Raw genomic sequence first — 23,479 nt, 5'->3', positions numbered from 1 at the left:
TTAGTAATTTTGAACAGAGCAGCTACCAAATTAAGAGAGGCCGAAGGACGGCTTTTTTATACAATTGAAAAAACATGGAGAGGAGTATAGTACATTGTGATCTCGATACATTTTTTGTATCTGTCGAGCGCTTGCAGAACAGCAAGCTCATCGGAGTACCCGTGCTCATAGGAGGAAGTAGTGACCGCGGGGTAGTTGCGTCTTGTTCCTATGAAGCCCGTAAGTTTGGCGTGCATTCCGCTATGCCGATGCGGCTGGCACTACGCATGTGTCCCGAAGCCGTTGTAGTCCGGGGCGATCACGATCGATACAGCCACTATTCCGGTATCGTTACACAGATTATCGAAGAAGAAACGCCTATTGTCGAAAAAGCCAGTATAGACGAACATTATCTCGATGTCTCCGGTATGGACCGCTTTTTTGGTTGTTGGAAATGGACCCAGGAGCTCCGCCAGCGTATTATCCGAGAGACTGGGTTACCCATTAGCTTTGGCCTGTCGGTCAACAAAACCGTCTCTAAGATCGCCACCGGTACGGCCAAACCCTGTGGTGAAAAGCAGGTACAAAATGGTACCGAAAAAGGTTTCCTCGCACCGCTATCCATCCGCAAGATTCCCATGGTAGGCGAGAAGTCCTTTACCTTGCTCCGAAATATGGGGATTTCCAAGATCGGAACCCTACAGCAAATGGAGGTGTTCACCATGCAGAAGGTCCTCGGGGAAAATGGGATCAACATCTGGCGCAAAGCCAATGGGCTTGATGATTCCCTGGTGTTGCCTTTTCGGGAGCAAAAGTCCATGTCCAAAGAAAATACCTTTCAGCAGGATACTATCGATATGGATGTACTACGTCGCACGCTGATCAGCATGGTCGATACACTCGCTTTCGATCTGCGCAAAGAGCAGAAACTAACCAGCTGCGTCACTCTCAAGATCCGTTACAGCAACTTCGATACCCATACGCAGCAGTTGCAGATTGGCTATACCAATTCGGATCGAAAGCTTACCGATGTGGTGCTTTCGCTATTCAAAAAACTCTATAGCCGCAGGATGCTGATACGGCTTATTGGGATCAAGTTCTCAGGCCTGATATACGGTTCTTACCAGACCGATCTCTTTGACGATAGCGCCGAGGAGGTTAACCTCATGCAAGCCATGGACAAGATCCGAAAACGCTATGGGGCCGAATTTCTGATGAAGGCCATCTGTGCGCCGCTGCCGGAGAAAGGAGGGGAGCATGCTCTTAAATCTACATAGCTATTATAGCCTACGTTTTGGTACCCTCAGCCTGCAGGATCTCGTGTCGGGCATGCTTGCTGGCGGTTATGATACCGCCGTGCTTACCGATATCAACAACAGTTCGGGATCACTGGATTTTATCAAACTGGGGCGCGCAGCCGGACTGAACCTACTCGCAGGGATGGAGTTCCGCAACGACGATCAGCTTTTTTTTGTAGCCATTGCCAAAAATGAGCGTGGCTTCCGTGAGATCAATGAGTATCGAACTAAGCTCAATATGGAAAACCGTGCTATACCGGAGCGTGCGCCCGAATTTGAGGAGGTCTTTGTCATCTATCCCTTTAGCAGGCTCAATGCCTTTCCATTGCGGGACTTCGAATACATCGGCGTTCGACCTAGTGAGCGTACCCGCGCCCAGCTGATGGACCACAAGGTACTTGATCGCTGTGTGATAATCGCCCCCGTCAGTTTCCGCAAAACCGACTACACCTTACATCGGCAATTAAGGGCGATTGATAACAACTTGTTAATTTCGCAGCTTAACAAAGGGCAGATCGCTGCCGAGGACGAGGTATTTATCCCTCGGGTCAAGCTTATGCGCTTATTTGCCGACTTGCCCCAATTGCTGGCCAACACCAACCGTATACTGGGCCAGTGTTCTTTCAGTTTCGATTTCACCAGTGTTAAAAATAAAGCAACCTTTACCGGTAATCGCTACAACGATAAGCAGCTCCTGTACAAGTACTGCATGGATGGCTTTTCCAGACGCTATGGTCGTAACGACCGGGTGGCAACCGAACGCATCCAGCGCGAGCTCGAGATTATCGAAAACCTGCGTTTCTCCAGTTATTTTCTCATTACCGACGATATCTGCCGCTACGCACGTGGGCGCAATTTTCACTATGTAGGCCGTGGATCGGGGGCCAATTCTGCTGTTGCTTATTGCTTGGGGATCACCGATGTTGACCCCATTGCACTTAAGCTTCCCTTTGAGCGTTTTCTCAATCCCAAGCGCAAGAGTCCGCCTGATTTTGATATAGATTTTAGTTGGAATGAACGCGACGAGATGTACGACTATATTTTCAACCGTTATCAGACAGGACATACAGCCCTGATGGGCGCCATGAGCACCTTTCGCTCCCGCAGCATCCTGCGCGAGCTGGGTAAGGTATATGGGCTACCCAAGGCCGAGATCGACCGCCTGGTGCATGAGCCCGATCATATGCTCAACAAAAATGAGGTGACTAATACAATTCTGAGCGTTTACAACCGCATGGCCGATTTTCCCAATCAGCGGACCATCCATGCCAGCGGCGTGCTCATTTCGGAGGAACCGCTCACCTGTTATTCGGCGATGGACAATCCGCCCAAGGGATTGCCGACCATGCAGTTTGATATGTATGTGGCCGAAGATATCGGTTTTGAAAAGTTCGATATCCTTTCCCAGCGAGGTATCGGCCATATCAAAGATTGCCGGACCATTGTGCGGGAAAACTTGGGTGTGGTGATCGATACCGACAACCCCAAGCGTTTTTTTCAGGATGCCCATATTGCGACGCAATTAAAATCAGCCAATACCATCGGCTGTTTTTATATCGAGAGCCCGGCCATGCGGCAGCTGCTCACTAAACTGCGTTGCGATGATTACCTGACGTTGGTGGCAGCGTCCTCCATTATTCGGCCTGGTGTGGCCAGTTCGGGTATGATGGGCGAATATATCCGCCGGCATCACAACCCCACGACGGTCGTCTATCCGCACCCCGTGTTTAAGGAACAGCTCGAAGAGACCTATGGCGTGATGGTCTATCAGGAAGATGTGATGAAGATCGCCAATGCCTACGGTGGACTCGATATGGCCGATGCCGATGTGCTGCGGCGCATGATGTCGGGCAAATACCGGAGCAAAGACCACCTGATCGAAATCGAGGATAAATTCTTTTCCAACTGCAAGGCCAAGGGATACCCCGAAAAGACGAGCCGCGAGATCTGGCGGCAGATGGAAAGCTTTGCGGGCTATTCCTTTAACAAGGCGCATTCCGCATCCTTTGCTGTAGAGAGTTATCAGAGTCTTTTCCTCAAGACTTACTATCCTTTGGAGTTTATGGTTGCGGTACTCAACAATTATGGTGGGTTTTACAATCGTAAAGTCTATGTCAATGAGGCGCGAATTTCAGGCGGCAATATCTGCCTGCCCTGTGTCAATCAGTCCGTTTTTAATACCTCCATTCAGGGTAAGGATATTTATCTGGGTTTTGACTGCCTGCTCAACTTGGAGGGTAAACTGGCCCATCGCATTATCGAAGAGCGCGAAGCGAATGGCACCTATACGAGTCTGGAAAATTTTGTTAAGCGCACACAGACGGGTATTGAGCAGGTTGTTATCTTGATCCGTGTTGGAGCCTTGCGCTTTACAGGGACGGGAAAAAAGCAATTGCTGTGGGCTTCGCATCTGATGATGAGCAAGCATAAGCCTGTTGCAACGGGTATGGCGCTCTTTGAGACTGAGAGTCGCAAGCCTATACTGCCACTCTTGGAAGAAGATATCTTGGAGGACTATTACGACGAAATGGAGCTGATTGGCTTCTGTGTCACAGGGACGCTTTTTGATCTTACCAAAAGCAATTACCGGGGCGATATGCCAGCCAGAGAACTCCACTTGTTTGAAGGGAAAATAGTCCGCGTTGTGGGGGATTTTGTCTGTGAGAAATTTGTGAAGACCAAGCGTGGCGACCTGATGAAATTCGGTACTTTCCTCGATGCCGAAGGGCGTTTTTTTGATACCGTCCATTTCCCACAGAGCCTGGTCAAATATCCGCTCCGTGGGGCGGGAATCTATTTGGTTGAAGGCAGAGTTGTGGTAGAATATGGTTGCCCTTCCATTGAGGTGGTCCGCTGTGCTAAAATGCCGTTAAAGCCAGATCCTAGAAGCGAGTAACCTGCTGCTTTAATCCAGTACTGCGGTGAGGTTGGGATTAATCACAAATTTACCTTCTGCAGTCTCTTGGATGAAATCTGATAGATTGATATGAAGCATTAGCGTATGGTTTTCATTCGGAGAAAGCTTATTGTCGGCAGCGATATTCACCGCGATAATTTGTCCTTGCGGCATCTCTAAAGCATAGGGAAGGTCATCTATGACTATTTCATTTCCTGTAGGGGCAACTTTTAGCATAACTTCCTTTAGGCTGCCATGGGGCACATGTCCACCCGCGATGATGCTATCCTTTTGAATTCCGAGGATGTTTACCCTTTTATTTGCCTCGATTTTTCCTCCACCTGCAGACGTGCGGGTCCATAACTGCTGGATCTCGAGATGGACTGCATCATACTGATCACCTTCAGTTTTTACCGTTACTTTTAAATGCGCCTGCTCGGGTGCGGGGCTATCATCCTTATGGCAGCTACCTAAAAGTATGAGGAGGACCAGGCCCATAAGATGCAACAGCGCAGAAACCCTGCGGGCGGTTAACTTTGTATTTTTTCTATTGGAAATCAGGGGCATAATTGTTTTTTCTAATTGAACACAAGAGGAGCTGTCATCGTTTGTTTTTTTGTAAAAACAGCCCGCTACGTGAGCCATATACACATTGTCCATTTTTCTCTTACTATTCAATTTAACTTTTCATATCTTTGTAGTTCATGCAAAAACAACTATTCACATATTATAGTTTAGCGATTGGAATGATTGCCTGATTCCGGGTGTCTAGCTTCTTGCGTTTCGCTGGTAATAAGCATGTTACCAGTGGTATACCTGTGAGTCATTCGGATGACCAATAATCAGCAATTTAATTCATCAATCTAAATTAATAATAAATGAATAACCTCGCATTATTTGGTTGGAATAGTGACCTATTTCAGCTTAAACAAGAATCTACATATTCTAATCTTTTTCATGGTCGTGTTTCGGCTGTGAACAAAACTAACTACGAGATCATGTCCGAGAATGGCTTGCTATTTTGCGAGCTGGCGGGCAATCTGCTCTTTGGAAAGTCAGCGTTTGAGCTACCCTGCACGGGGGACTGGGTTATCTTTCAACCTTTTGACGACAACAAAGGAATAATTGTCGATATCCTATCGCGTACCCACACATTATACAGAAGAAAGAGTGGTACCACTTCGGATAAACAGGCAATAGCATCTCATATAGACAAAGCTTTTATTGTTCAGAGCTTGGATGCCAATTTTAATCCCCGTCGAACGGAACGGTTTATGGCCCAGGTATTGGAAGAAAATATTCAACCGGTGCTCATACTCACTAAATCTGATTTGGATTTTAATCGACAGGATATAGATGAGTCGTTAAAACACCTTACCAGCAACGTGCAAGTATTTTACACAAGCATTCATTCCACAGAGTCAATTGTTCTTGTACGTGAATCTATCCTGCCTGGGGAAACAGTAGTATGTATAGGCTCCTCTGGTGTAGGAAAAAGTTCTTTAGTCAATGCGTTATGCGAACGCACAGTGTTGCTCACCTCCGAAACAAGTAACGCCACAGGGAAAGGTAGGCACACTTCAACCCGGAGAGAAATGGTCTTGATGGATGGTTCCGGCGTTTTGATTGACACGCCCGGTGTAAGAGAATTCGGTTTAGCGTTAGAAACTCCCGAAACATTGGAAGACGTATTTGATTTCTCTGGATTTGCTGGCTCCTGCCGCTTTGACAATTGTGCTCATCTTTCCGAACCTGGATGTGCAGTTAAGAATGCGGTAGACAATGGTCTTTTAGAACCTCGTGTATACGAAAGCTACTTAAAATTGAGAAGGGAATCATGGCATTTCTCCGTATCTGAACACGACAGGCGCAAAAGAGATAAATCCTTCTCAAAAATCGGGGAGGAGGCGAAGCGAATAAAGAAACGCTAATCAATTTTTCAATTTTATACAGATGTTCCTTAACAATGTTGAACATCTGTATAATTTAAGATACAGATATCAAACCTTGGTAGTCACGAATTCACATTATACTATACAATTCTACCCCCCGGAAACGACTACTTTTTGGGGAAACATTTCATGTAGCGGATATAATAACAGAATAGATTGAATCAGGGGAAAGTACTACTTTATTAAAAAGGCCGGCGACATGAATTACCGACCTTTATAACGACTAAAACAAACTAACTTAACCTATCAGATAACGATATTCATTTATAATAGTTCATTTTTTAGCAAAAAAAGGACTAATCTTTCGATTAGCCCCTAACTAAATTATAGACAGATCCATAAAGGACCGGAAAATACGTTTAAAATGGCCAGGTCTAAAACCTGACCATACAATTAAATCAATCTAACTGAACTGATACATAACGATTGACGCTAAATGGACAATTCTGTTAACAGCTTGGTTTGATAAAAATGAAAAAGCCTTGAGGGGGGAACCCAAGGCTCTAATTATTATTAACCTATATTTTTGAAAAGTACTTATAATACAAGGTCGAATTACTTTTAGTTTGAAAAAAATAAAAAAGGCTGATCCTAAGACCAGCCTTTAAAATCAACCATAAAAAATAAAACCTATTAATCGTGTCCTTCAGTCTTAACGATCTTATTGTAAATTCCTAATAATAAAAACGGTGCCGCCCATTGACCGACGAACAAAGCTGTATTATCATCTTTTGTTTTGCAACATTTTAATGCTGCTGAAATTCCCATCGCTGCAAGTGATGCCGCCAAGAATAAAATCGAGGGAATTTTAGAAGTTTGCTGTTCTACTTCTTTTGTTACTTTGTCTTCATTTCCTGTTGTAAGTGCCATAATATGTATACTTTGGTTTATTAATGAACTACTTTCAGGGATGAATAGTTTAGTTTTATACAAAAAAGACCGAGACTCAGCATCTCGACCTTCCATTCAAGACATTGCACTAAAGACTTTTATGTCGTTACTTTGGTATTCCTAAGAAATAAAATACGCTATTTTGTGTTAAGGTTCTTCGTTATCTGCCATGATTTTAAATGATGATTATAGGTGAGCATCCAAGCCGTTTCATTGGCTCTCTTTCCTTTTTCATTTAAATATTCACCTACTCGTACTGTTATCAGTGTTGTATTATCTCTAAGTATTTCAGCATATGCTTTTTCACCAGTGCTAAGTTCTGCTATTGCCGGAATATTTTCTACACCTACTTCGGGTTCGAACAGGAATGTTGCTGTACACCCAATATTGAGACTTTTTCCTTGAAATATGATTCCGTTCATGATGTTATCTTTTTAAGGGTGAGAAATTTATATTACAAAGAGAACCGCTATGGCATTGGTACCCTTTTATAAGTTTTACAGTAATATAACGTTTACAAGTCGTGATTTATTTTTTCTTGCTAATTTTATGAAATAAATATTACATTTCTTCAATAAGATCGCGAGTCCCTTGATGCTGGGGTGATCCATTGCAAGCGATCGGTTTGGTTCGGGGTCAGCTGTAGGATCTTTGACTAAGCACAAAGTTAACGACTTTTTGAACTATATGGGCTGCATTACTGTTCCAAAGTAAAGAGAACCGTATATAGCTTTTGAAGATGAAATTTGTCAAAGTAAATCGAGTCGTATTAACCGCGCTGCGAGCGATGGGGTATAATGTGCTGATTTCACCTGTTGAAGTTCAGGATCCACAAAATATTACTTGGAAGGCGATGTGGGTAGAGAACCTCGATACCTGGATTAGGAACTTGTATTGTGGGCAGGGAAGTACGGCTCGTCCAAATATTCTTGACATTGATTATGTACTGGCAAACGTTCCCGAGTGCTATTTGTCAGGAAGTGTATTTATAGAAAGTGATAAGGTCTATTAGTCTATAAATCCGCTTCGTTATTTGGAGTGAATATCTTCTGTTTAAAGATTATTGTGGCTACGTTTTTTTAAGAGATCCAGAGGTTAAAGAATCGTTGTACGATTACCCATTTACCATTCACTTTTTCAAGAAGAAATGCATCACCGTTTCCACATAAAGGACCGCATACATAGTCAACCGGCACGTATGCTTTTTTGCGGTTATACCCCATAATGGGAAGATGAAGGTAATAAATGCTTTGATTACGGTTCATCCTGTATTTATCGGCGTCATCGACATTGTACGCTGCTTTGATAGCGGCTGGAATCGGGATGATTGCCTTCCTTTCGTTCATCTGATTAAGCATATCCAGCGAGTCTTTGAGCTGGTTATCCAGTATTTTCATCAGCTTCTGTGGATCGACGTTGTAAAAAACATAATTCCTGTCATGCAATGATGAGATAGATTCTCTCATAAACTTATTATGAATGAACGCCCTTCGTTCTCCTTCACGTTGCAGTTTGATACCGGCCGAATCGTCAGACAAAATTGTTTCTAAAATGGAAACATAGTCTTTTTGCACTGAGCTGTCATTGTATATTTTGGATTTATTATTTTGGACAGGTGTCATTGTACTTTTACGCATTGTACAGCCCTGGAAAACTAAAAAAAAGAAGATAATATATAGATAATTCATATGCAATTAGTTGTTCCTATTTCCGTACTAGATCTGTGCCAAAAAACTTCATTTTCAGTTTTTGGTCTAATGCCGCTTTCCATCTTTTGCGCCATCCCAGACTTCAGTAATGCTACAACTGGGTGCAGAAGAGGCAAAGCCTTTATTTTGTCAACGAAGAAGATTATGAGCTGTTCTTTATGAATAGCTTATATCAGTGGCATGAGATGGGGGATAATAGTTTCGTTTAACACTGTAATACGCATTCTATCTGCGTACTTCTATATTTCTGTGTAAGCTTCAATTTTTTCAAGAAAATTATCTACCTGATAATAAGAGGTCTTCCATTGTTTTTATGCTCTTTTTTTAAATGCGCAAAAAGGCTTCAGTAGCGCAATCGATCTTTGTGTTAATGAAAATTTAAAAAAGCATGAAGAAATGAAAGCACATATCATCAAGAAGCTCATGGAAATAGAAGCGAGCGAAGGAGTACGTATACTTTTCGCCTGTGAATCAGGAAGTCGAGGTTGGGGATTTCCGTCAATCGACAGTGATTACGATGTTCGGTTTATTTATGTAAGAAAAGCAGAGGACTATAGTCTTTTGTTTCCGCTTCCTACCGAAATGCGGTTTCCGATAACCGATGACCTTGATATCGCAGGCTGGGATCTGTTTAAAGTACTCATCTTAATGTATAAGAGCAATGTGAGCCCATTTGAATGGATTCAGTCACCAGTGGTCTATCACGAGTTTAACGGATTCAAAACAAGTTTTAGGACAATGATCGAAAATTATTTTGACGCACGTAGGCACGCCCATCATTATCTTGGGATTGTCCGAAGCAAAGTGAAAGATCTTCGGCGAGAAACGATGAAGCTCAAGAGCTTATTTTATATCCTCAGATCTTTACTAGCGGCAGACTGGAGTATGACCTATCGCAGTTATGCGCCGATGACATTGGCCGAACTATCCGTATTATTGCCCAATGTTGTTAAAGTCGAAGTCATGCAGTTACAGAAGTTGAAAAGCCAAGTCGATGAAGGTTTTGTATTCAGCTGTTCAGCTACCATAAGGAGTTATATCGAAACAAAGTTAATACATTTAGAGAGCCAAGTAGAACAGGTTCCCGTATCCGTATTGGATAAGGAAGGACTAGAGAATTACTTTAAAACTATATTAAGATGACTATAGACGAACTTCGAAAGAACGGGCTGATCCTGTTTGAGGCCGTTGTCGGCAGCCGGGCATATGGTTTGGCCACCGCATCTTCCGATACGGATATCAAAGGGGTATTTTATCTGCCTCTGGAAGATTACTTGGGTGGTCAATATACTGCCCAAGTGGCTAATGCGAGCAATGATGAAGTGTATTATGAGCTAGGTCGCTTCGTCGAGCTCCTGTCAAAGAGTAATCCGACTGTATTGGAGCTATTGGCTAGTCCTGCCGATTGCATCGTATACCGAGATCCAATAATGGAGCAATTTAAAATGCAGGAATTTATTACGCGGGAGGCCGTTATGACTTTTGCGCAATATGCTATGGTACAGGTGCGTAAGGCAAAAGGGTTGAATAAGAAAATCAACAATCCGATGGATCACGAACGTAAAAATTTGCTGGAGTTCTGTTTTATCATAGCCGGTAATGGTAGTTTACCGTTAAGCGCGTGGCTGAGCAGGCGGCATTGGAAGCAGGAAAACTGTGGTTTAGCAAAGATTGAACATGCAAAGGGAATGTATGCCCTATATTATGATCAGACTCAGACTTTGGGTTATAAAGGCGTCGTGGCTAACCTGGATAGCAATGAGGTGTCGTGCAGTTCTATCGCAAAGGGTCAGACACTTTGTGCGTACCTCTGTGTTAATTACGAATCTTATTCATCTTATTGCAAGGCGTATAATGAATATTTCAGCTGGGTGTCAGCACGCAATGAGGCACGTTTTGAGGGGACAATGGATCATGGGCAGGGTTATGATGCGAAAAATATGATGCATACCATACGTTTATTGCAACAGGCAAAGGAGATTGTATCCAAAAAGAAATTACAGATACAACGTCCCAATAGGGAAGAGCTCCTGCGCATCAAGAATGGCGCCTATAGCTATGAGGAACTTTTTGTCTGGTCGCAAAAGCTCTTTCAGGAAGTTGAAGAGCTCTGCTTGCACAGTTTATTTCCGGTAGCGCCAGATCAGGTTAAGCTGAAGCATCAATTGGTTGATATGCGTAAGCGTCTGTATCATGTTAAGATTTAATTCTTCATGTCAAGGAGAAGTCAGTAATGGATAGCGTTCCACCATCCTTAAACTTCATGGAAACTAATGCATACTTTGGATTTTAAGCAAAGCATTTGCGATTTCGGTTGCTTTCTCCCGGATGGTGACCGGTTGATTTTTATATGATGGTGGATAATCTCCATTATACCAAGGCATAATTCCTCATTTTTGTATTTAGAACAAGGTACGCGTAGGATATCAAATAAATTTATCTGTTTCTGTACTAATTAGTTAATTGACACAGGATTCTTACAGGAGGAATTTTTTCTTAATTTCGAACCGTTAATATTTATAATTCATTCCATTTATGCTGTTCATTTATACACGTTACGAGTACGTTTTAGGAAGTAAAAATATCACTGCAACATTAAAAAATGAGACCATACCGCAGAATTTCAATCTTAGTATCATTACACCTGCGACCAAATTTTTAGGGTTTCCGGTTGGAGGAGGTCTGGTAAAAATGTCTCGTTTAGTCAATCAGTACGGGCAGGTCATCCACGCAAGAAATTATTCGCCTGAAATAAAAGAAGAGGTAAAGAAATTTAAGAAGACACTAGAAATTCCCTATTTCAAACTTTGGAAAGGGTATTTGATTATAGCATCGATAGCAATTATCGGCTCTATTATTTACGGTATTAAGCTGAATATGGATGGCAAGAAATATCGGAATGAAAAAGAAAGTCTGGCTAAATCGGCTCAAAAATTACAGGCAGGACAACTATATGGAGCAAGTTTCTTTACCGATGCTGAAGGAAATAACATCCAAGGTTTACCAGCAGGTTGGGTCAAGATTCTAAAGATAGAAGGAGATACAATTTTTGTCCAACGGTCTAAAAAAATATCGGATCGTGCGATGTTTGAAATGAAAGATTTGGAATCAATTAAGCCAACATCGGATGAAGACTGGAACAATAGGATCGAAAAAATGAATTATACGCTATTTAAAGAAGCTGTGAACAATAAAAATTTATCCGGTATTGATTTATCTTATATTGGTGCAGATCACGATAAATATTCTGGCGTTATTATGTCTTTTAAAGGCGTTGAATAATATTATTGCTAGAATTAAAACTGGAAAAATGGAATGAAAGTTCGAAAGTTTATTGTCAGGAAGAGAAGAAATACATCGATATTACCAATTATCAATATTGGTTGATTTTTCAAGAATGGATTTGATCAGCCCATTAAAGTACGCGTTTACGAATTGATGTTTTTTCTCATTTTTGGGGCTACCGTTGCCTTTGAAATAAAATTTTTTCACGTTCATTTTATTCCAAGTACCGTTGTAATTCATAATTTGAGCACTGAAAGTTGGACTATTGATTCTTATTTTTCCATCTTTAAACAAAAAAGACAAGGTATAATCGACATCATAGTAAGCAATACCCGATGTTTTAAGTCCTCTTTGTTGGTAAGCTGCTAAAGTTATCGCCTGCCCGGGAACCAAAGTCAGGCCTTCTTTGGGATTGGAATACAAGCTATTGATCGACTTTAATACATTATCGTAAAGTTCTTGCTGTTTAACGCCAGGAACTTCTACTACGGTATAATCTAGATTCTCTTTAGAAACGAAACCTGTTGGAGCTAGGGTGAAATATTGTGGAAACGCCAAATTTGTGAACAGAAGCAAAAATATTCCGGTAATGATATAATTTTTCATATTAAATTGTTTTAAAGAGAATTAACTTAGCCAACTTTACAAAATAATTCTTTAGTCGCATCAATGTTTCTACAATGTACTCTTTGTAAAAGAAAATCCAAAATTAAAGTTACCCCGAGCCGCCAATTATCCCTTTAATAGGATGATATAAGAAACGAATGATACCCTTGGTATAGTCATAATAGTCTGCTCCATTAGATGCTCCAACCGTCCAAAATTGATAAGCCGTACCTACCGATGTGCTTACAACCGTAAACTTTTCTAATTGGCCCTGATAATAACTATTAACTTGAAAAGTGCATACAGAGGATGTCGAACCATTTTATAACTATACAACTGAGGAAATTGTTTGGAAATCAATGTATATATTTGAATACTAAAAAGATTTAAAGATGATAAAATCAATGCGAACACAAACTATTACCATTGGAATTATAATAATAATTATTTTAAATTTATTTGGCTGTTCTGGACATACTAAGCAAAATAATAATAATAATAATAATAATAATAATAATAATAAGCCATCAATTCAGAATCCATTAACCGAGCAGATTATTGATACGACTTCGGATGACATGTTATTGGAAGTCGTTTATGATAACCTCTTTCGTAAGTTATCGCCGGCATATGATAAAGAATATGAAATCGTCTTGTCCTGGAACAAATCCAGACAAGCAATTTATATGATCAGCCAATTAGAAGGAGAAGTAAATAATGGTGGTTATAACCAGTTTTATTTTAATTCAAGCGGTCAATTTGCTACTGCGTTGCCAGAAGCGCTGAAATTAGTTGGCGCTACTCAATTTGCTGATCTGACCGAGCGGGCAAACAGCACATTTGAAAAGGAGAAATCGAAAATAACCGAAGATCAGGATGGTACGGTAGAAGGTTTTAGTAAATCTTATGAAAACAATCCGCTAAACAAATTTGACGAGGAGTTCTACAAACTTAATGACGCTAAAAACTTGCAAAAAATTCTGGTTGACTACATCCGAAAGAACAAGAAAGAGTTTACTGATTAGCATGTATTTACATATAGCCAAAAGTAAAATTAAAATTAGAGAATTTGGACCTGGATAGTTTATAGGTTGAACGATGCCCTTATCACCGTATTGATTAATGACATTTTCCAGTTGATGATAAAAAGTGTCACAATGGAAAGAAAATTTTAGATAATTTTTTTACTGGCATGCATTTCAGTAATTTTGAATTTATAACATAAACTTTAAGTAAGAATGGAAAAGTATAATTACGGGGTCATTGGTCTGGGTGTAATGGGAAGAAATCTGCTTTACAACATTGCCGATAATGGTTTTTCTGTCGTAGGATTCGATTTAGATGAAGAAAAGGTAATCGAACTTCGTAAAGGAGTGGCTTCAGGTACACAGGTTGTTGGAACTGTTTCACTAGAGGAATTTGTATTGAATTTAGAAAGTCCGCGAAAAGTTATTTTGATGGTACCAGCAGGCAAACCGGTTGATGCTGTTCTTGAAAGCATAACCCCGCTGCTGAGTCCAAAAGATATTGTCGTTGATGCGGGAAATTCTTATTTCAAAGATACCGAGAGACGTATAGCCAATTTAGCTTCTAAAAACCTTCATTTTATGGGAATGGGAGTTTCTGGAGGAGAGCAGGGCGCCAGAAGAGGACCGAGTATTATGCCAGGGGGAGATTTGGAAGTTTTCAATTTGGTGAAGCCTATGCTGGAAGTTATTTCAGCAAAAGTAAATGGGGAGCCCTGCACCGCTTATATGGGGAAAGGAGCTGCTGGGAATTATGTTAAAATGGTTCACAACGGAATTGAATATGCCATCATGCAATTAATCAGTGAAGCATATGATTTACTGAGAAAAGGAGCTAATCTTACGAATGAGCAATTGTATGAAGTTTTCAAAAGATGGAATGAAGGCGAGATGAATTCTTTCCTTATTGAAATAACAAGAGATATCTTCCAGCAAAAAGATGATGTAACAGACGGTTTTCTTGTCGACAAGATTTTAGATAAAGCAGGAGCAAAAGGAACCGGAAAATGGACCTCCCAGGAGGGTATGGAAATTGGGGTTTCTATTCCAACCATCGATATTGCCGTAACATCAAGAATTTTATCCGCTTACAAAGATGAGCGAGCAAAAGCTTCTCAATTATATGCTAAAGAAGAAGTAAAAACTCCAGAAAATACAGAATTGTTTATCAAAGAGGTGGGGGATGCTTTGTATTTATCTACTTTAATCAGTTATGCTCAAGGTTTGGCATTATTGGTAAAAGCTTCTGAGGAATATCAGTTTGAAATTCCGTTAAAAGATGTTGTTAAAATCTGGAGAGGTGGGTGTATCATCCGTTCGGTTTTATTGGAGAAATTTTATCTGGCTTATTCAAAATACGAGAACTTATCTAATATTTTATTGGATCATGAAATTTCAGAAATTGTAAAAGATAAAATTCCGTCATTAAGAAAAACAGCTGCTTTTGCTGTATCAAACGGAATTCCAAGTTTAGGAATTCAGTCAGCTCTAGGGTATTTCGAAGCTTACACCACAGCATCTTTACCTGTAAACCTGCTTCAGGCTCAGCGTGATTATTTTGGTGCGCACACTTACCAAAGAACGGACAGAGAAGGAGTCTTTCATACTTCATGGCAAACCCCAAATAACTAGATCCTAACAATGAGTGACAATACAATCCTGCATCCAACAACGATCGTTATTTTTGGTGCAACAGGGGATTTGGCAAAAAGAAAGCTTTTTCCTGCCTTCTACAATTTATACATCGATGGCAGAATGCCCAAAGGTTTTAATATTCTAGCTTTAGGAAGAGCCGAAAATACGGATGAAAAATTCAGCACTTATATTAAAGAAAATCTGGAGAGTTTTTCCAGGAAGACCGTAACCAAGGAAGATTGGGCTGGTTTTCAGGCTCACATCAGCTATTTTCAGCATCAGCTTGATGAAGAAAGCTCTTATCAGAATTTATATCAGAAACTGGAGAATTTTGATAAAGTGTACGGAATGAGAGGAAACAGACTTTTCTATTTGTCGATTGCACCAAACTTTGTATCGGTAATTTCAAATCATCTTAAAAATACATCAATAGCATCTGATCCTGCAACAGATCGAATTATTATCGAAAAACCTTTTGGTCACAATAAAGAATCTGCCATTGAGCTAAATAATCTTCTTTCACAAACTTTCCAGGAAGAACAGATTTATCGTATCGATCATTATTTAGGTAAAGAAACAGTACAGAATATTTTGGCGTTCAGGTTCGGAAATTCAATTTTTGAACCTCTTTGGAACCACAGACATATAGAATCGGTGCAGATTACGGTTGCCGAAGAAGTGGGAGTGGAAACAAGAGCCAGTTTTTATGAGCAGACAGGAGCTTTGCGCGATATGATTCAGAACCATCTTTTGCAAATTCTTTGTATGGTTGCTATGGAACCTCCGGCTTCACTTGGATCGGGTGAGATCAGGGATCGTAAAGTTGATGTTTTAAAATCCATCCGTAGGATTTCTCCTGAAAAAGTAGATCATTATGCGGTAAGAGGACAGTACGGACGAGGCAAAGTAAATGGGCTGAAAGTAAATGGCTATCGCCAGGAGGAGGGAATTGCTCCTGATTCCAATACCGAAACATTTGTCGCTATCAAGTTTTATCTGGATAATGAAAGATGGGAAGATGTTCCTTTTTATGTTCGTACAGGGAAGAAGATGAAAGAAAAGCATTCTTATATAACGATTCAGTTTAAGCCACTTCCCAATTCTATGTTTTCAGAAAGCACCTCGCTTCTGTCGGCTAACCGATTGATTATTAATATCCAGCCACAAATGGACATCAGATTGCAGTTTATGTCTAAAAAACCAGGCTTGTCCTTAGCGCTTAAACCTGTGGAAATGATTTTCGATAATTTTGCCTGTCAGACCGATACTCCCGAAGCTTATGAAACTCTTTTATTGGAAGCACTTGTCGGAGACCTTACACTGTTTATGCGCTCCGATCAGGTAGAAGAAGCTTGGGATGTGATAAAAACGATTCAGGAAACCTGGGAAAAAACCAAAGACCCATCTTTCCCAAATTATGCTTCAGGAAACTGGGGGCCTGATGACAGTGATGCACTGGTAGAGCGGCAGGGACATCAGTGGGTCTAAAATCTAATTAAAAGAAAATGAATATTACGATATTTGATAATCTGGATGCTTTATATAAAGAAGCAGCAGATACATTTGTTGAGCTTTCGAAAAAAGCAATCCAGAAGCATGATAAATTTGTGGTTGCGTTAAGTGGTGGCTCTTCACCGAAAGCTATTTTTAGCTTATTAGCTACTCCTGAATATGCCGATAAAATAATCTGGGATAAAATCCATTTTTTTTGGGTAGATGAAAGATGGGTTTCTCTTGAAGATGAGAAAAGTAATTTTAAGATGACTTTGGAAGTACTTTTGAATAAAGTTCCAGTCAATAAAAATCAGATTTTCCCCATGTATAAAGAGGGAATTGAGCCTGAAAATTACGCTAAAGAATACGAAGCTCATATCAGAAATGTTTTGGGAGCTGACGGTGTTTTTGATTTCATCCTTTTAGGAATGGGCGATGATGGCCACACAGCTTCTCTGTTTCCAGGTGAAAAGATTTTACAAGAAAAAGAAAAATGGGTTGATGCCTACTATCTAAAGCCACAGGAAATGTTTAGAATTACCTTGACTGAATCTATTATCAATAAAGCTGAAAATATTCTGATTGTTACATTCGGTAAATCCAAGAAAAACGCTTTGAACGAGGTTCTTAATGGTGTATATAATCCTGAACTATATCCGCTACAGTTAATTGAAAAGAAAGCAGGAGTCCAGCTTTTTACTGATAAAGAAGCTGGAATTTAATTTAATTGTCTTTTTGGGGTAAGCAATATTAACCTCCATTTCGAAATTGAGATTATTAAAAAGACCTTTCCGCAATAGCGGAAAGGTCTTTTTGATTCCTCTTTTCATGCGATGGAAGAATCACTGTAACCAGGGTATTTCAGTTATCCTTCAGACATTGCTAAAGTGAGGTTAGCCGTAAATTCAAGCCCTGTGGTTGTCAGTGCCTTTATGGTTACCTTATAGCTACCAGCTTTCAAGCTGTCACTTTTTTTCACGGAAACTGTACCTGTTTGGGCATTTACGCTAAACAGCTTTTCGCTATCTGTAAATGGCTGTCCATCTTTTTGTATTGAAACCAGTTCAAATGCAGATTTATATTTTTCGGGATATAATGTTGGTGCTGCAGAGACATAACCATTTGAAAGACCGATGTGTATCAGACTAAAGTCGATTGTTAGGTTTAGATCGGGATAATATTGTCCAAACAAGAACTTAATTTGTGGAATCAGAATGACTCTAAAAGTCGTTGAAGCGACAGGAAAACCATCTTTCCTAAGTTCGGGAGTCAGTTCGAACGACGTTTCAGCTTTTTTTTCCGGATCGCCAGCATCTTTCGATAACTTGATATGTGTATCTGCTATTGAAGCGATATTTTCCTGGCCATCCTTTTTTGCCAAGTGGAAACTAGCGCCATTAATCGGTAGGCCTAGAGGATCTATTTCAAAATCAGTAGATTGGTCGCCATACAATACATACGAATAAGGTAACTCGCCGCCGCTTTTTAGACCTTTGATAGCAATTGTTCCAGCCGTTATCTTGATTGAAAAATTTTCTTTTCCTACTACTGTGCCATGCGATTCTTTGGCTATCACTGTGACTTTATAATCATCGGGAATGCGTCCGCTGCTCGATTGGGCTCCGTTTGGATAGAGTAGGGCACTGTTAATCTGTATGCTTTGTTTTTCGCTATCGTATTTGATGGCTTGGTTCAATTTGTCACTGAGCTTACTCCCGTTGCCCAAATTGATGTCTGCAGTCTGGGAAAAGTCAAAACTGAATGTCAGTCCTGTACTTGTAGTTAGGTCTTTCGGAAGATGAATTTCTTGTGTTTCGCCGTAGCGTAGACTGAGCTGCGATGGTAACGAAAGTGAGATTTCAGTGGGAGTAGCGGCTGTTTCCTTTTTACAGGATGATGCCGAACCGAGCATCAGAGTCAGCGCTGCAGCTAGAGCGATTGGTGTGTTGATGTACTTCATATGATGTAAAATTTTGACGAAGGTAGCAATTGTAAATTATTAATGCAACATGATTGCATTTACTATTATCTTTTTTATTTTTGCAGCTCAAACAGGAATAGGTTATACTATGTTACGGTATCAGAATAAAGTTTTTTTAGCATCTCTCGTGATGTTAACTAGCGCAAAAATTGCGCATGCACAGCGCACACCATCAGTGGATACATTGCGAAGCTATACGCTTCCCACCGTAGAGGCAACTGGCTTTGTGCCGGGGCATGGGCAAAAGAAGAGGCTCGATCGAAATCAGCTAGATCGTATTCAGGCGCAAACGCTCGGTGAAACATTGAGTCATATTTCCGGGATACAAAACGCTTCTTTCGGTCCCAATTCCGGCATGCCCATGATACGCAGTCTAAGTGGTAGCAGGGTAGGTGTTCTTTCCAATGGTCTTTCTGTCAATGATCTGTCGGGAATCAGTCCTAACCTAAATCCCAATTTCGATATGGACAATCTATGCGAAATAGAACTTTACAAGGGTGCTGCTGCTGTATTATTCGGAGGAAAGGCGATTGGTGGAGCGGTCAATCTCAAAGACAACACCATTCCTATGACCCGTCTGCCACAGAAGATTGCAGGCCAGGCCAGTGCGGAGTTAGGAACCAATAGTGGCAATAGCCAGTCGCTGGCCTTCAATGCAAACCTTGGAAAATACTGGGTGGGGCATATCGGCGCGATGAGGTTCAGGCACGGAGACCTTAAGATTCCGGGCAATACAAAGGCGGCTATTGCTTATGATCCTAAGATCGATCATTTGACAGCTGCAATGGCACAGGTAAATGTCGATCGCGAGACGATTCGAAATCTGACGCTATATCCCTATTTAAGCCAGTTTGTGCTCGATAATATGGGCGATCCAAAGTGGGGTTTATCGGAGGCCGACCTCTATACCTTTGAAGATTATTCATTTATCAATGGAGCAAAAGTCCGAAACCCTCAAAATGACAAATATATCGCTGGACAGGATCCCAACACACCAATGTACACCGAAGTCGTTCATGGGATTACAGATTACGTACCTGTCAAACGCGGAGTGATGCCCAATAGTCATGCCGAGAGAAGCGCTGTCAATGCAGGAGCCAGCTATATCAGAGACAACTTTCGAGTAGGTCTAGGGCTTTACGCTCTTGAAAGCTATTATGGTATTCCTGGTTTTGCACAGCGCAACAAGCCTGTCCATAGCCACAGCACAGTTTGGACCCCCATATATGAACCGATCAATACACGCACTTATTCCTATGCCTGGCAGTTAGAATCTGCTTTTAAGCCAAACGCACAATTGATCTCGGAGATTAAATCTAGTTATAGAGGTGAGTTGTCGGACGATCGGGAGCTCTTGGGCAGGTACCGTGTCAATAAGTTTGATAGTGAGCGTCATGCACTTCGATCGGAGATAACGCAGCAGTTTACCCGGTTTTGGTCTGGGACGAGTGGATTTGATTTTTCATTTGCAGCCTTAAAGGGCGAGGGGGATCGGCGGTATATTCCCAATAATCTGAGTCGGGAAGGAGGGATCTTTACGTTGCAGAAAATAGAATTTAATCCAGTTACCCTTCATATGGGCTACCGACATGACTGGGTTGCCCGGCGTACTTTGAGCGATCCTACCTACCAGCGGAGCCGGGGGATGGCCGGGGGACAGCTTTTGGCTCGGGATTTTAGCTTAAACCACTTTTCGGGAGATATCAACTATTCTATTTTTGACATTGCCTATTTACAGGCTACATTTTCTCACGCAGAACGAGCACCAGGGGTCAATGAACTTTATGCTGGGAACGACCATTTCGCTATCATGGTGGAAGAAAATGGAGATGATCGACTTAATAAGGAAAGCTCAAATTCCTATGAGTTATCCGCAGGGATAAAATATGGTGGATTAAAACTGTCGGCGACGCATTACCGCAGCTTCTTTAAAAATTATCTCTATTTGGCTCATACAGGCATTTCCCGTTCTGGTGGTTTTTTGGTTAAGGAATGGCGTGCTTCAGACACCGAGATTCAGGGTTGGGAGCTGGAAGGAGGTTATACCTATGCGTGGGCAGCCGGTGGTCATCTCGTATTAAATGCGTTCGCCGATCTTGTCAAAAATATAAATACCTCAGATGATACTATGCGCAAATGGGCTGAAGGAGATTATATGCCCAACCTACCGACCAGTAGATATGGAATATCCGCGTTACTTCAATATAAAAAGTTTTTTGGGAACGCCAATTTCGACCGGTATCTGAAACAGCGTTATTTAGGCAAAAATATCAATATTGAGCCACCGATGCCGGCCTATTCCTTGCTATCTGGTCAATTAGGTTACAAGGGGAATCTAAAAAAGTATGAATTTGTCTATTTTATTTCCGGAAATAATCTGCTGAATGTTGAAGCACGTCCGCAAAATTCCATACTCAAATATCTAGCTCCATTACCGGGGCGTAATATCTCTATTGGATTAAAGCTATTGCTCTAATGAAGAACGGTGACGATCGATTCATATAAGTCCGTTACCTCCCGACTTTTGAAAAAGGGGCGAAACCAAATCGAAAAATTCTGCTGGTGATTCACTTTCATTATTTAATAGATTGTTGCCCTGAATGTTTTTATAGGGGACATCGATATTGACGACATCAGCTTTATAAGCTGAACTAATGTTTTCTATTTCCATTTTAGCGAGCTCCCCGTGTTTAACTGTTTAGAGGACGCAAGATTATTGCCGACCTGTTCTCCCGTACCAAATTAATGTATTTCGGCAGGGTAGCAGTTCCCGAAGGTATGGTCTCAAAATTATCTTCACTTATGAGGTTCCAACTAGCCCAAGCTTTATACCATCGGAGTTCATAGGAAATACTGGTGCCATTTTTTTTCAGAATAAGTTTATGCTCACCAGGTTCATCCATAAAAACAACTGATTTGTCAACTTTAGTTCTTAATTCAATGGCAGATTGTGCCAATTCCTTCAACGAATCGTGAAAAAAGGAAATGTTGAGTGTGACAGTCTTTTCTATATTGCCAATTTCAAGAGCAGCCTAGTCTCCAGTATTAAAGGTGAAAACTGATTTCATTGTTTTTAGCGATTTCCTCTACAATTTAAAAAGAATATATTATATCCGTGGGATTTTGTATTTCAAACCTCACCCTTTTCGGTATCTCCCACATACCGCCTAAATACACCTCATCGAAGCTGATCGTTGGCAGATCGGTATTGTATTGGCGTGTTCTATTATTGCACAGGTTACTTGCAAATAAAGTTGATGATTTTTCATTGTTAGATAGAATACATATATGGTTTCCTCGTCAACAATATATTAGCTGTTTTCAGCTTTGTGTTAACTTTTTGTTATAGAATATTTAAAAAATTAACATAAACCTTTTTTTATTTAAAAATTTATTACACAAAAGTGTAGGATTGAATATTTCATTTCATTGAAAGAAAATTATAATTAAATTTGTGAATCAAGTTTCTGTATGTAATAGTGGTTTTTAGTATTTTTTTTAAAATATGTTCTTCCTTTTCAATAGAATGCTTGATAGAAGAAAACGTATTCAAATAATAGCAAGCTGACTTGCTTGATTTTTAATTTTAAAATTAATGATAAAGATCATATCGAATAAGGTTATTGTAAATACCAGAATTGCTGCGGCATGTTTTATAGTTTTAGGATCAGCATCTTGCAGTAAAAGTCCAATGCCAGTTAAGCCACCTATCGTCGATAGTACAGGTAAGAAGATAGACTATAGTGTTTATGATTTTGAAAGAATGGCAGCGCTTAGTAATCGTTGGATATCCGATACATTATGGAATGAAAAAAAGAACGAAATTATCGGATTTAGGCTTAAGAAGGCAGCAGATTATGCTTTTTCGTATGATTCTGAAAATTATTTAAAACAACCTTATTTTAATGTATTTGTTTCCTTAAACGATTTTCCAGAATTTAATTTGACCCAATATCAATCGCAGTCTGCCTCCTATATTCCTTATGTGCGATTTAATCGTTATAATTCAAATCCCGTCGCGTATCAAAAAATTGCGAGCAGACAGGATCTAGATCAATTTATAAAAGATAAGTTTGTTGACAAGGGCCCGGTAAATTACTATGGCCATCAGGATTATATTTATCATTTTAAGCAATTTGAGAATCTACGTCTTGTTTTTAGCGGAGATGTGGATATAAAATCGAAGTTCGCCATCCCTGATTCACGTTATAATAGGATGGAAAATACGGGCTGGCTATACTATAGTTATAAACCGACATTTAATATCAAATCACATGCAGAGGAAAAAGATTTCAAGAAACTATTCCCTACGGCGAATTTAACTGGAGGCAACATTGTCAGGGTAGCAGAAATAGAATATGGAAAAAGTGCTTATATGGTCGTGGATGGCCCTGAAAAAATTAAGCCTATCATCTCTAAATTATCTTTAGACCCGCAGAGTTTAAGTGCTGACGATAAGAATCTTTTAAACAAACAACAAGCTTATTTTTACCTTATTGGCTATCAATCTTCGGATTTAGATCTGATACGAAATGCGCCTACCACCGTAGAAAAAATAGATGCTTATCTAGCCTTGGCAATTCGCTCCCCAGAAACAAAGATTTACGAATATCCCCATATAGGAGTTCCCGCTTTATATAAATTAGAGTCATCCAATTTAAATGATGAAACTTTCAAAACCCTTCAGTTTACAAAAGAAATAAAATTTTAATACATAATATAAACTAA

The 23,479-nt window shown here is 40.4% G+C and carries 21 protein-coding genes; 13 read left to right on the top strand and 8 right to left on the bottom strand.

Annotated elements, in window-relative coordinates; genetic code table 11:
• Positions 1-74 precede the first annotated feature (74 nt).
• Together dinB and B3P16_RS20630 are read left to right on the top strand one after the other, a co-directional pair.
• A complete protein-coding gene (gene dinB / locus B3P16_RS20635) occupies positions 75-1,256 on the top strand; it encodes a DNA polymerase IV (protein ID WP_075992248.1) in 1,182 nt (393 codons plus the stop codon).
• Positions 1,237-4,173, top strand: a complete 2,937-nt coding sequence (locus B3P16_RS20630) for a DNA polymerase III subunit alpha (protein ID WP_286844184.1) — start codon at positions 1,237-1,239, stop codon at positions 4,171-4,173. The genes dinB and B3P16_RS20630 overlap by 20 nt, the downstream gene beginning before the upstream one ends.
• Positions 4,174-4,182: 9 nt before the next feature.
• Here the strand turns inward: B3P16_RS20630 and B3P16_RS20625 are convergent, their stop codons facing one another.
• Positions 4,183-4,818 (bottom strand): DUF4382 domain-containing protein, encoded by a 636-nt coding sequence (locus B3P16_RS20625; protein ID WP_286844183.1) that lies wholly within the window; start codon positions 4,816-4,818, stop codon positions 4,183-4,185.
• 233 nt (positions 4,819-5,051) lie between these two features.
• On the opposite strand from B3P16_RS20625, the gene rsgA reads away from it, so the two are divergent.
• Positions 5,052-6,104: a ribosome small subunit-dependent GTPase A gene (rsgA, locus tag B3P16_RS20620; RefSeq protein ID WP_286844181.1), complete on the top strand. Its 1,053-nt coding sequence runs from the start codon at positions 5,052-5,054 to the stop codon at positions 6,102-6,104.
• A gap of 654 nt (positions 6,105-6,758) precedes the next feature.
• Here rsgA and B3P16_RS20615 read toward each other — a convergent pair.
• Together B3P16_RS20615 and B3P16_RS20610 are read right to left on the bottom strand one after the other, a co-directional pair.
• The gene (locus B3P16_RS20615; RefSeq protein WP_112374587.1) at positions 6,759-6,995 is read right to left on the bottom strand and encodes a hypothetical protein; all 237 of its coding nucleotides are present in this window, start codon (positions 6,993-6,995) and stop codon (positions 6,759-6,761) included.
• Positions 6,996-7,153: 158 nt separating this feature from the next.
• Positions 7,154-7,438: a hypothetical protein gene (locus B3P16_RS20610; RefSeq protein WP_070568770.1), complete on the bottom strand. Its 285-nt coding sequence runs from the start codon at positions 7,436-7,438 to the stop codon at positions 7,154-7,156.
• 317 nt (positions 7,439-7,755) lie between these two features.
• On the opposite strand from B3P16_RS20610, the gene B3P16_RS20605 reads away from it, so the two are divergent.
• Positions 7,756-8,028 (top strand): hypothetical protein, encoded by a 273-nt coding sequence (locus B3P16_RS20605; RefSeq protein ID WP_286844180.1) that lies wholly within the window; start codon positions 7,756-7,758, stop codon positions 8,026-8,028.
• 67 nt (positions 8,029-8,095) lie between these two features.
• Here B3P16_RS20605 and B3P16_RS20600 read toward each other — a convergent pair whose 3' ends face one another.
• Positions 8,096-8,704: a hypothetical protein gene (locus tag B3P16_RS20600; RefSeq protein ID WP_286844178.1), complete on the bottom strand. Its 609-nt coding sequence runs from the start codon at positions 8,702-8,704 to the stop codon at positions 8,096-8,098.
• 417 nt (positions 8,705-9,121) lie between these two features.
• Here B3P16_RS20600 and B3P16_RS20595 point away from each other — a divergent pair, with 417 nt between their 5' ends.
• From B3P16_RS20595 to B3P16_RS20585, 3 genes are all read left to right on the top strand, one after another.
• Positions 9,122-9,868, top strand: a complete 747-nt coding sequence (locus tag B3P16_RS20595) for a nucleotidyltransferase domain-containing protein (protein ID WP_070566414.1) — start codon at positions 9,122-9,124, stop codon at positions 9,866-9,868.
• A complete protein-coding gene (locus B3P16_RS20590; protein WP_070566416.1) occupies positions 9,865-10,932 on the top strand; it encodes a DNA polymerase beta superfamily protein in 1,068 nt (355 codons plus the stop codon). Before B3P16_RS20595 ends, B3P16_RS20590 begins: the two co-directional genes overlap by 4 nt.
• A gap of 328 nt (positions 10,933-11,260) precedes the next feature.
• Positions 11,261-12,007, top strand: a complete 747-nt coding sequence (locus B3P16_RS20585) for a hypothetical protein (RefSeq protein ID WP_286844176.1) — start codon at positions 11,261-11,263, stop codon at positions 12,005-12,007.
• An 81-nt stretch (positions 12,008-12,088) separates the two neighbouring features.
• Here the strand turns inward: B3P16_RS20585 and B3P16_RS20580 are convergent, their stop codons facing one another.
• Positions 12,089-12,616 (bottom strand): DUF4468 domain-containing protein, encoded by a 528-nt coding sequence (locus B3P16_RS20580; protein WP_286844174.1) that lies wholly within the window; start codon positions 12,614-12,616, stop codon positions 12,089-12,091.
• A 392-nt stretch (positions 12,617-13,008) separates the two neighbouring features.
• On the opposite strand from B3P16_RS20580, the gene B3P16_RS20575 reads away from it, so the two are divergent.
• From B3P16_RS20575 to pgl, 4 genes are all read left to right on the top strand, one after another.
• The gene (locus B3P16_RS20575) at positions 13,009-13,641 is read left to right on the top strand and encodes a DMP19 family protein (protein WP_286844173.1); all 633 of its coding nucleotides are present in this window, start codon (positions 13,009-13,011) and stop codon (positions 13,639-13,641) included.
• A gap of 213 nt (positions 13,642-13,854) precedes the next feature.
• Entirely contained in the window at positions 13,855-15,273 is a 1,419-nt protein-coding gene (gene gndA / locus B3P16_RS20570) for an NADP-dependent phosphogluconate dehydrogenase (RefSeq protein ID WP_286844171.1), read from the top strand.
• A gap of 9 nt (positions 15,274-15,282) precedes the next feature.
• Positions 15,283-16,764 carry a glucose-6-phosphate dehydrogenase gene (gene zwf / locus B3P16_RS20565; RefSeq protein WP_286844170.1) on the top strand — a complete coding sequence of 494 codons (1,482 nt, stop codon included), beginning with the start codon at positions 15,283-15,285 and terminating at the stop codon, positions 16,762-16,764.
• Positions 16,765-16,781: 17 nt separating this feature from the next.
• Positions 16,782-17,492 (top strand): 6-phosphogluconolactonase, encoded by a 711-nt coding sequence (pgl, locus tag B3P16_RS20560; protein ID WP_286844168.1) that lies wholly within the window; start codon positions 16,782-16,784, stop codon positions 17,490-17,492.
• A gap of 143 nt (positions 17,493-17,635) precedes the next feature.
• On the opposite strand, the gene B3P16_RS20555 is transcribed toward pgl, so the two are convergent.
• Positions 17,636-18,730, bottom strand: coding sequence for a hypothetical protein (locus B3P16_RS20555; protein WP_286844167.1), 1,095 nt, complete (start codon positions 18,728-18,730; stop codon positions 17,636-17,638).
• Positions 18,731-18,881: 151 nt separating this feature from the next.
• Here B3P16_RS20555 and B3P16_RS20550 point away from each other — a divergent pair, with 151 nt between their 5' ends.
• Positions 18,882-21,227, top strand: a complete 2,346-nt coding sequence (locus B3P16_RS20550) for a TonB-dependent receptor (protein ID WP_286844166.1) — start codon at positions 18,882-18,884, stop codon at positions 21,225-21,227.
• 21 nt (positions 21,228-21,248) lie between these two features.
• Here the strand turns inward: B3P16_RS20550 and B3P16_RS20545 are convergent, their stop codons facing one another.
• Both B3P16_RS20545 and B3P16_RS20540 read right to left on the bottom strand, forming a co-directional pair.
• Positions 21,249-21,422, bottom strand: coding sequence for a hypothetical protein (locus tag B3P16_RS20545; RefSeq protein ID WP_286844164.1), 174 nt, complete (start codon positions 21,420-21,422; stop codon positions 21,249-21,251).
• 19 nt (positions 21,423-21,441) lie between these two features.
• Positions 21,442-21,654 carry a hypothetical protein gene (locus tag B3P16_RS20540; RefSeq protein ID WP_286844162.1) on the bottom strand — a complete coding sequence of 71 codons (213 nt, stop codon included), beginning with the start codon at positions 21,652-21,654 and terminating at the stop codon, positions 21,442-21,444.
• A gap of 692 nt (positions 21,655-22,346) precedes the next feature.
• On the opposite strand from B3P16_RS20540, the gene B3P16_RS20535 reads away from it, so the two are divergent.
• Positions 22,347-23,462, top strand: coding sequence for a hypothetical protein (locus tag B3P16_RS20535; protein WP_286844161.1), 1,116 nt, complete (start codon positions 22,347-22,349; stop codon positions 23,460-23,462).
• Positions 23,463-23,479 lie beyond the last annotated feature (17 nt).

This window comes from Sphingobacterium sp. UBA7631 (assembly GCF_002483935.1).
Classification (GTDB): Bacteria; Bacteroidota; Bacteroidia; order Sphingobacteriales; family Sphingobacteriaceae; genus Sphingobacterium; species Sphingobacterium multivorum.
Note: the sequence above shows the minus strand (reverse complement) of the source record. Positions and strands in the feature narration are given on the sequence as shown.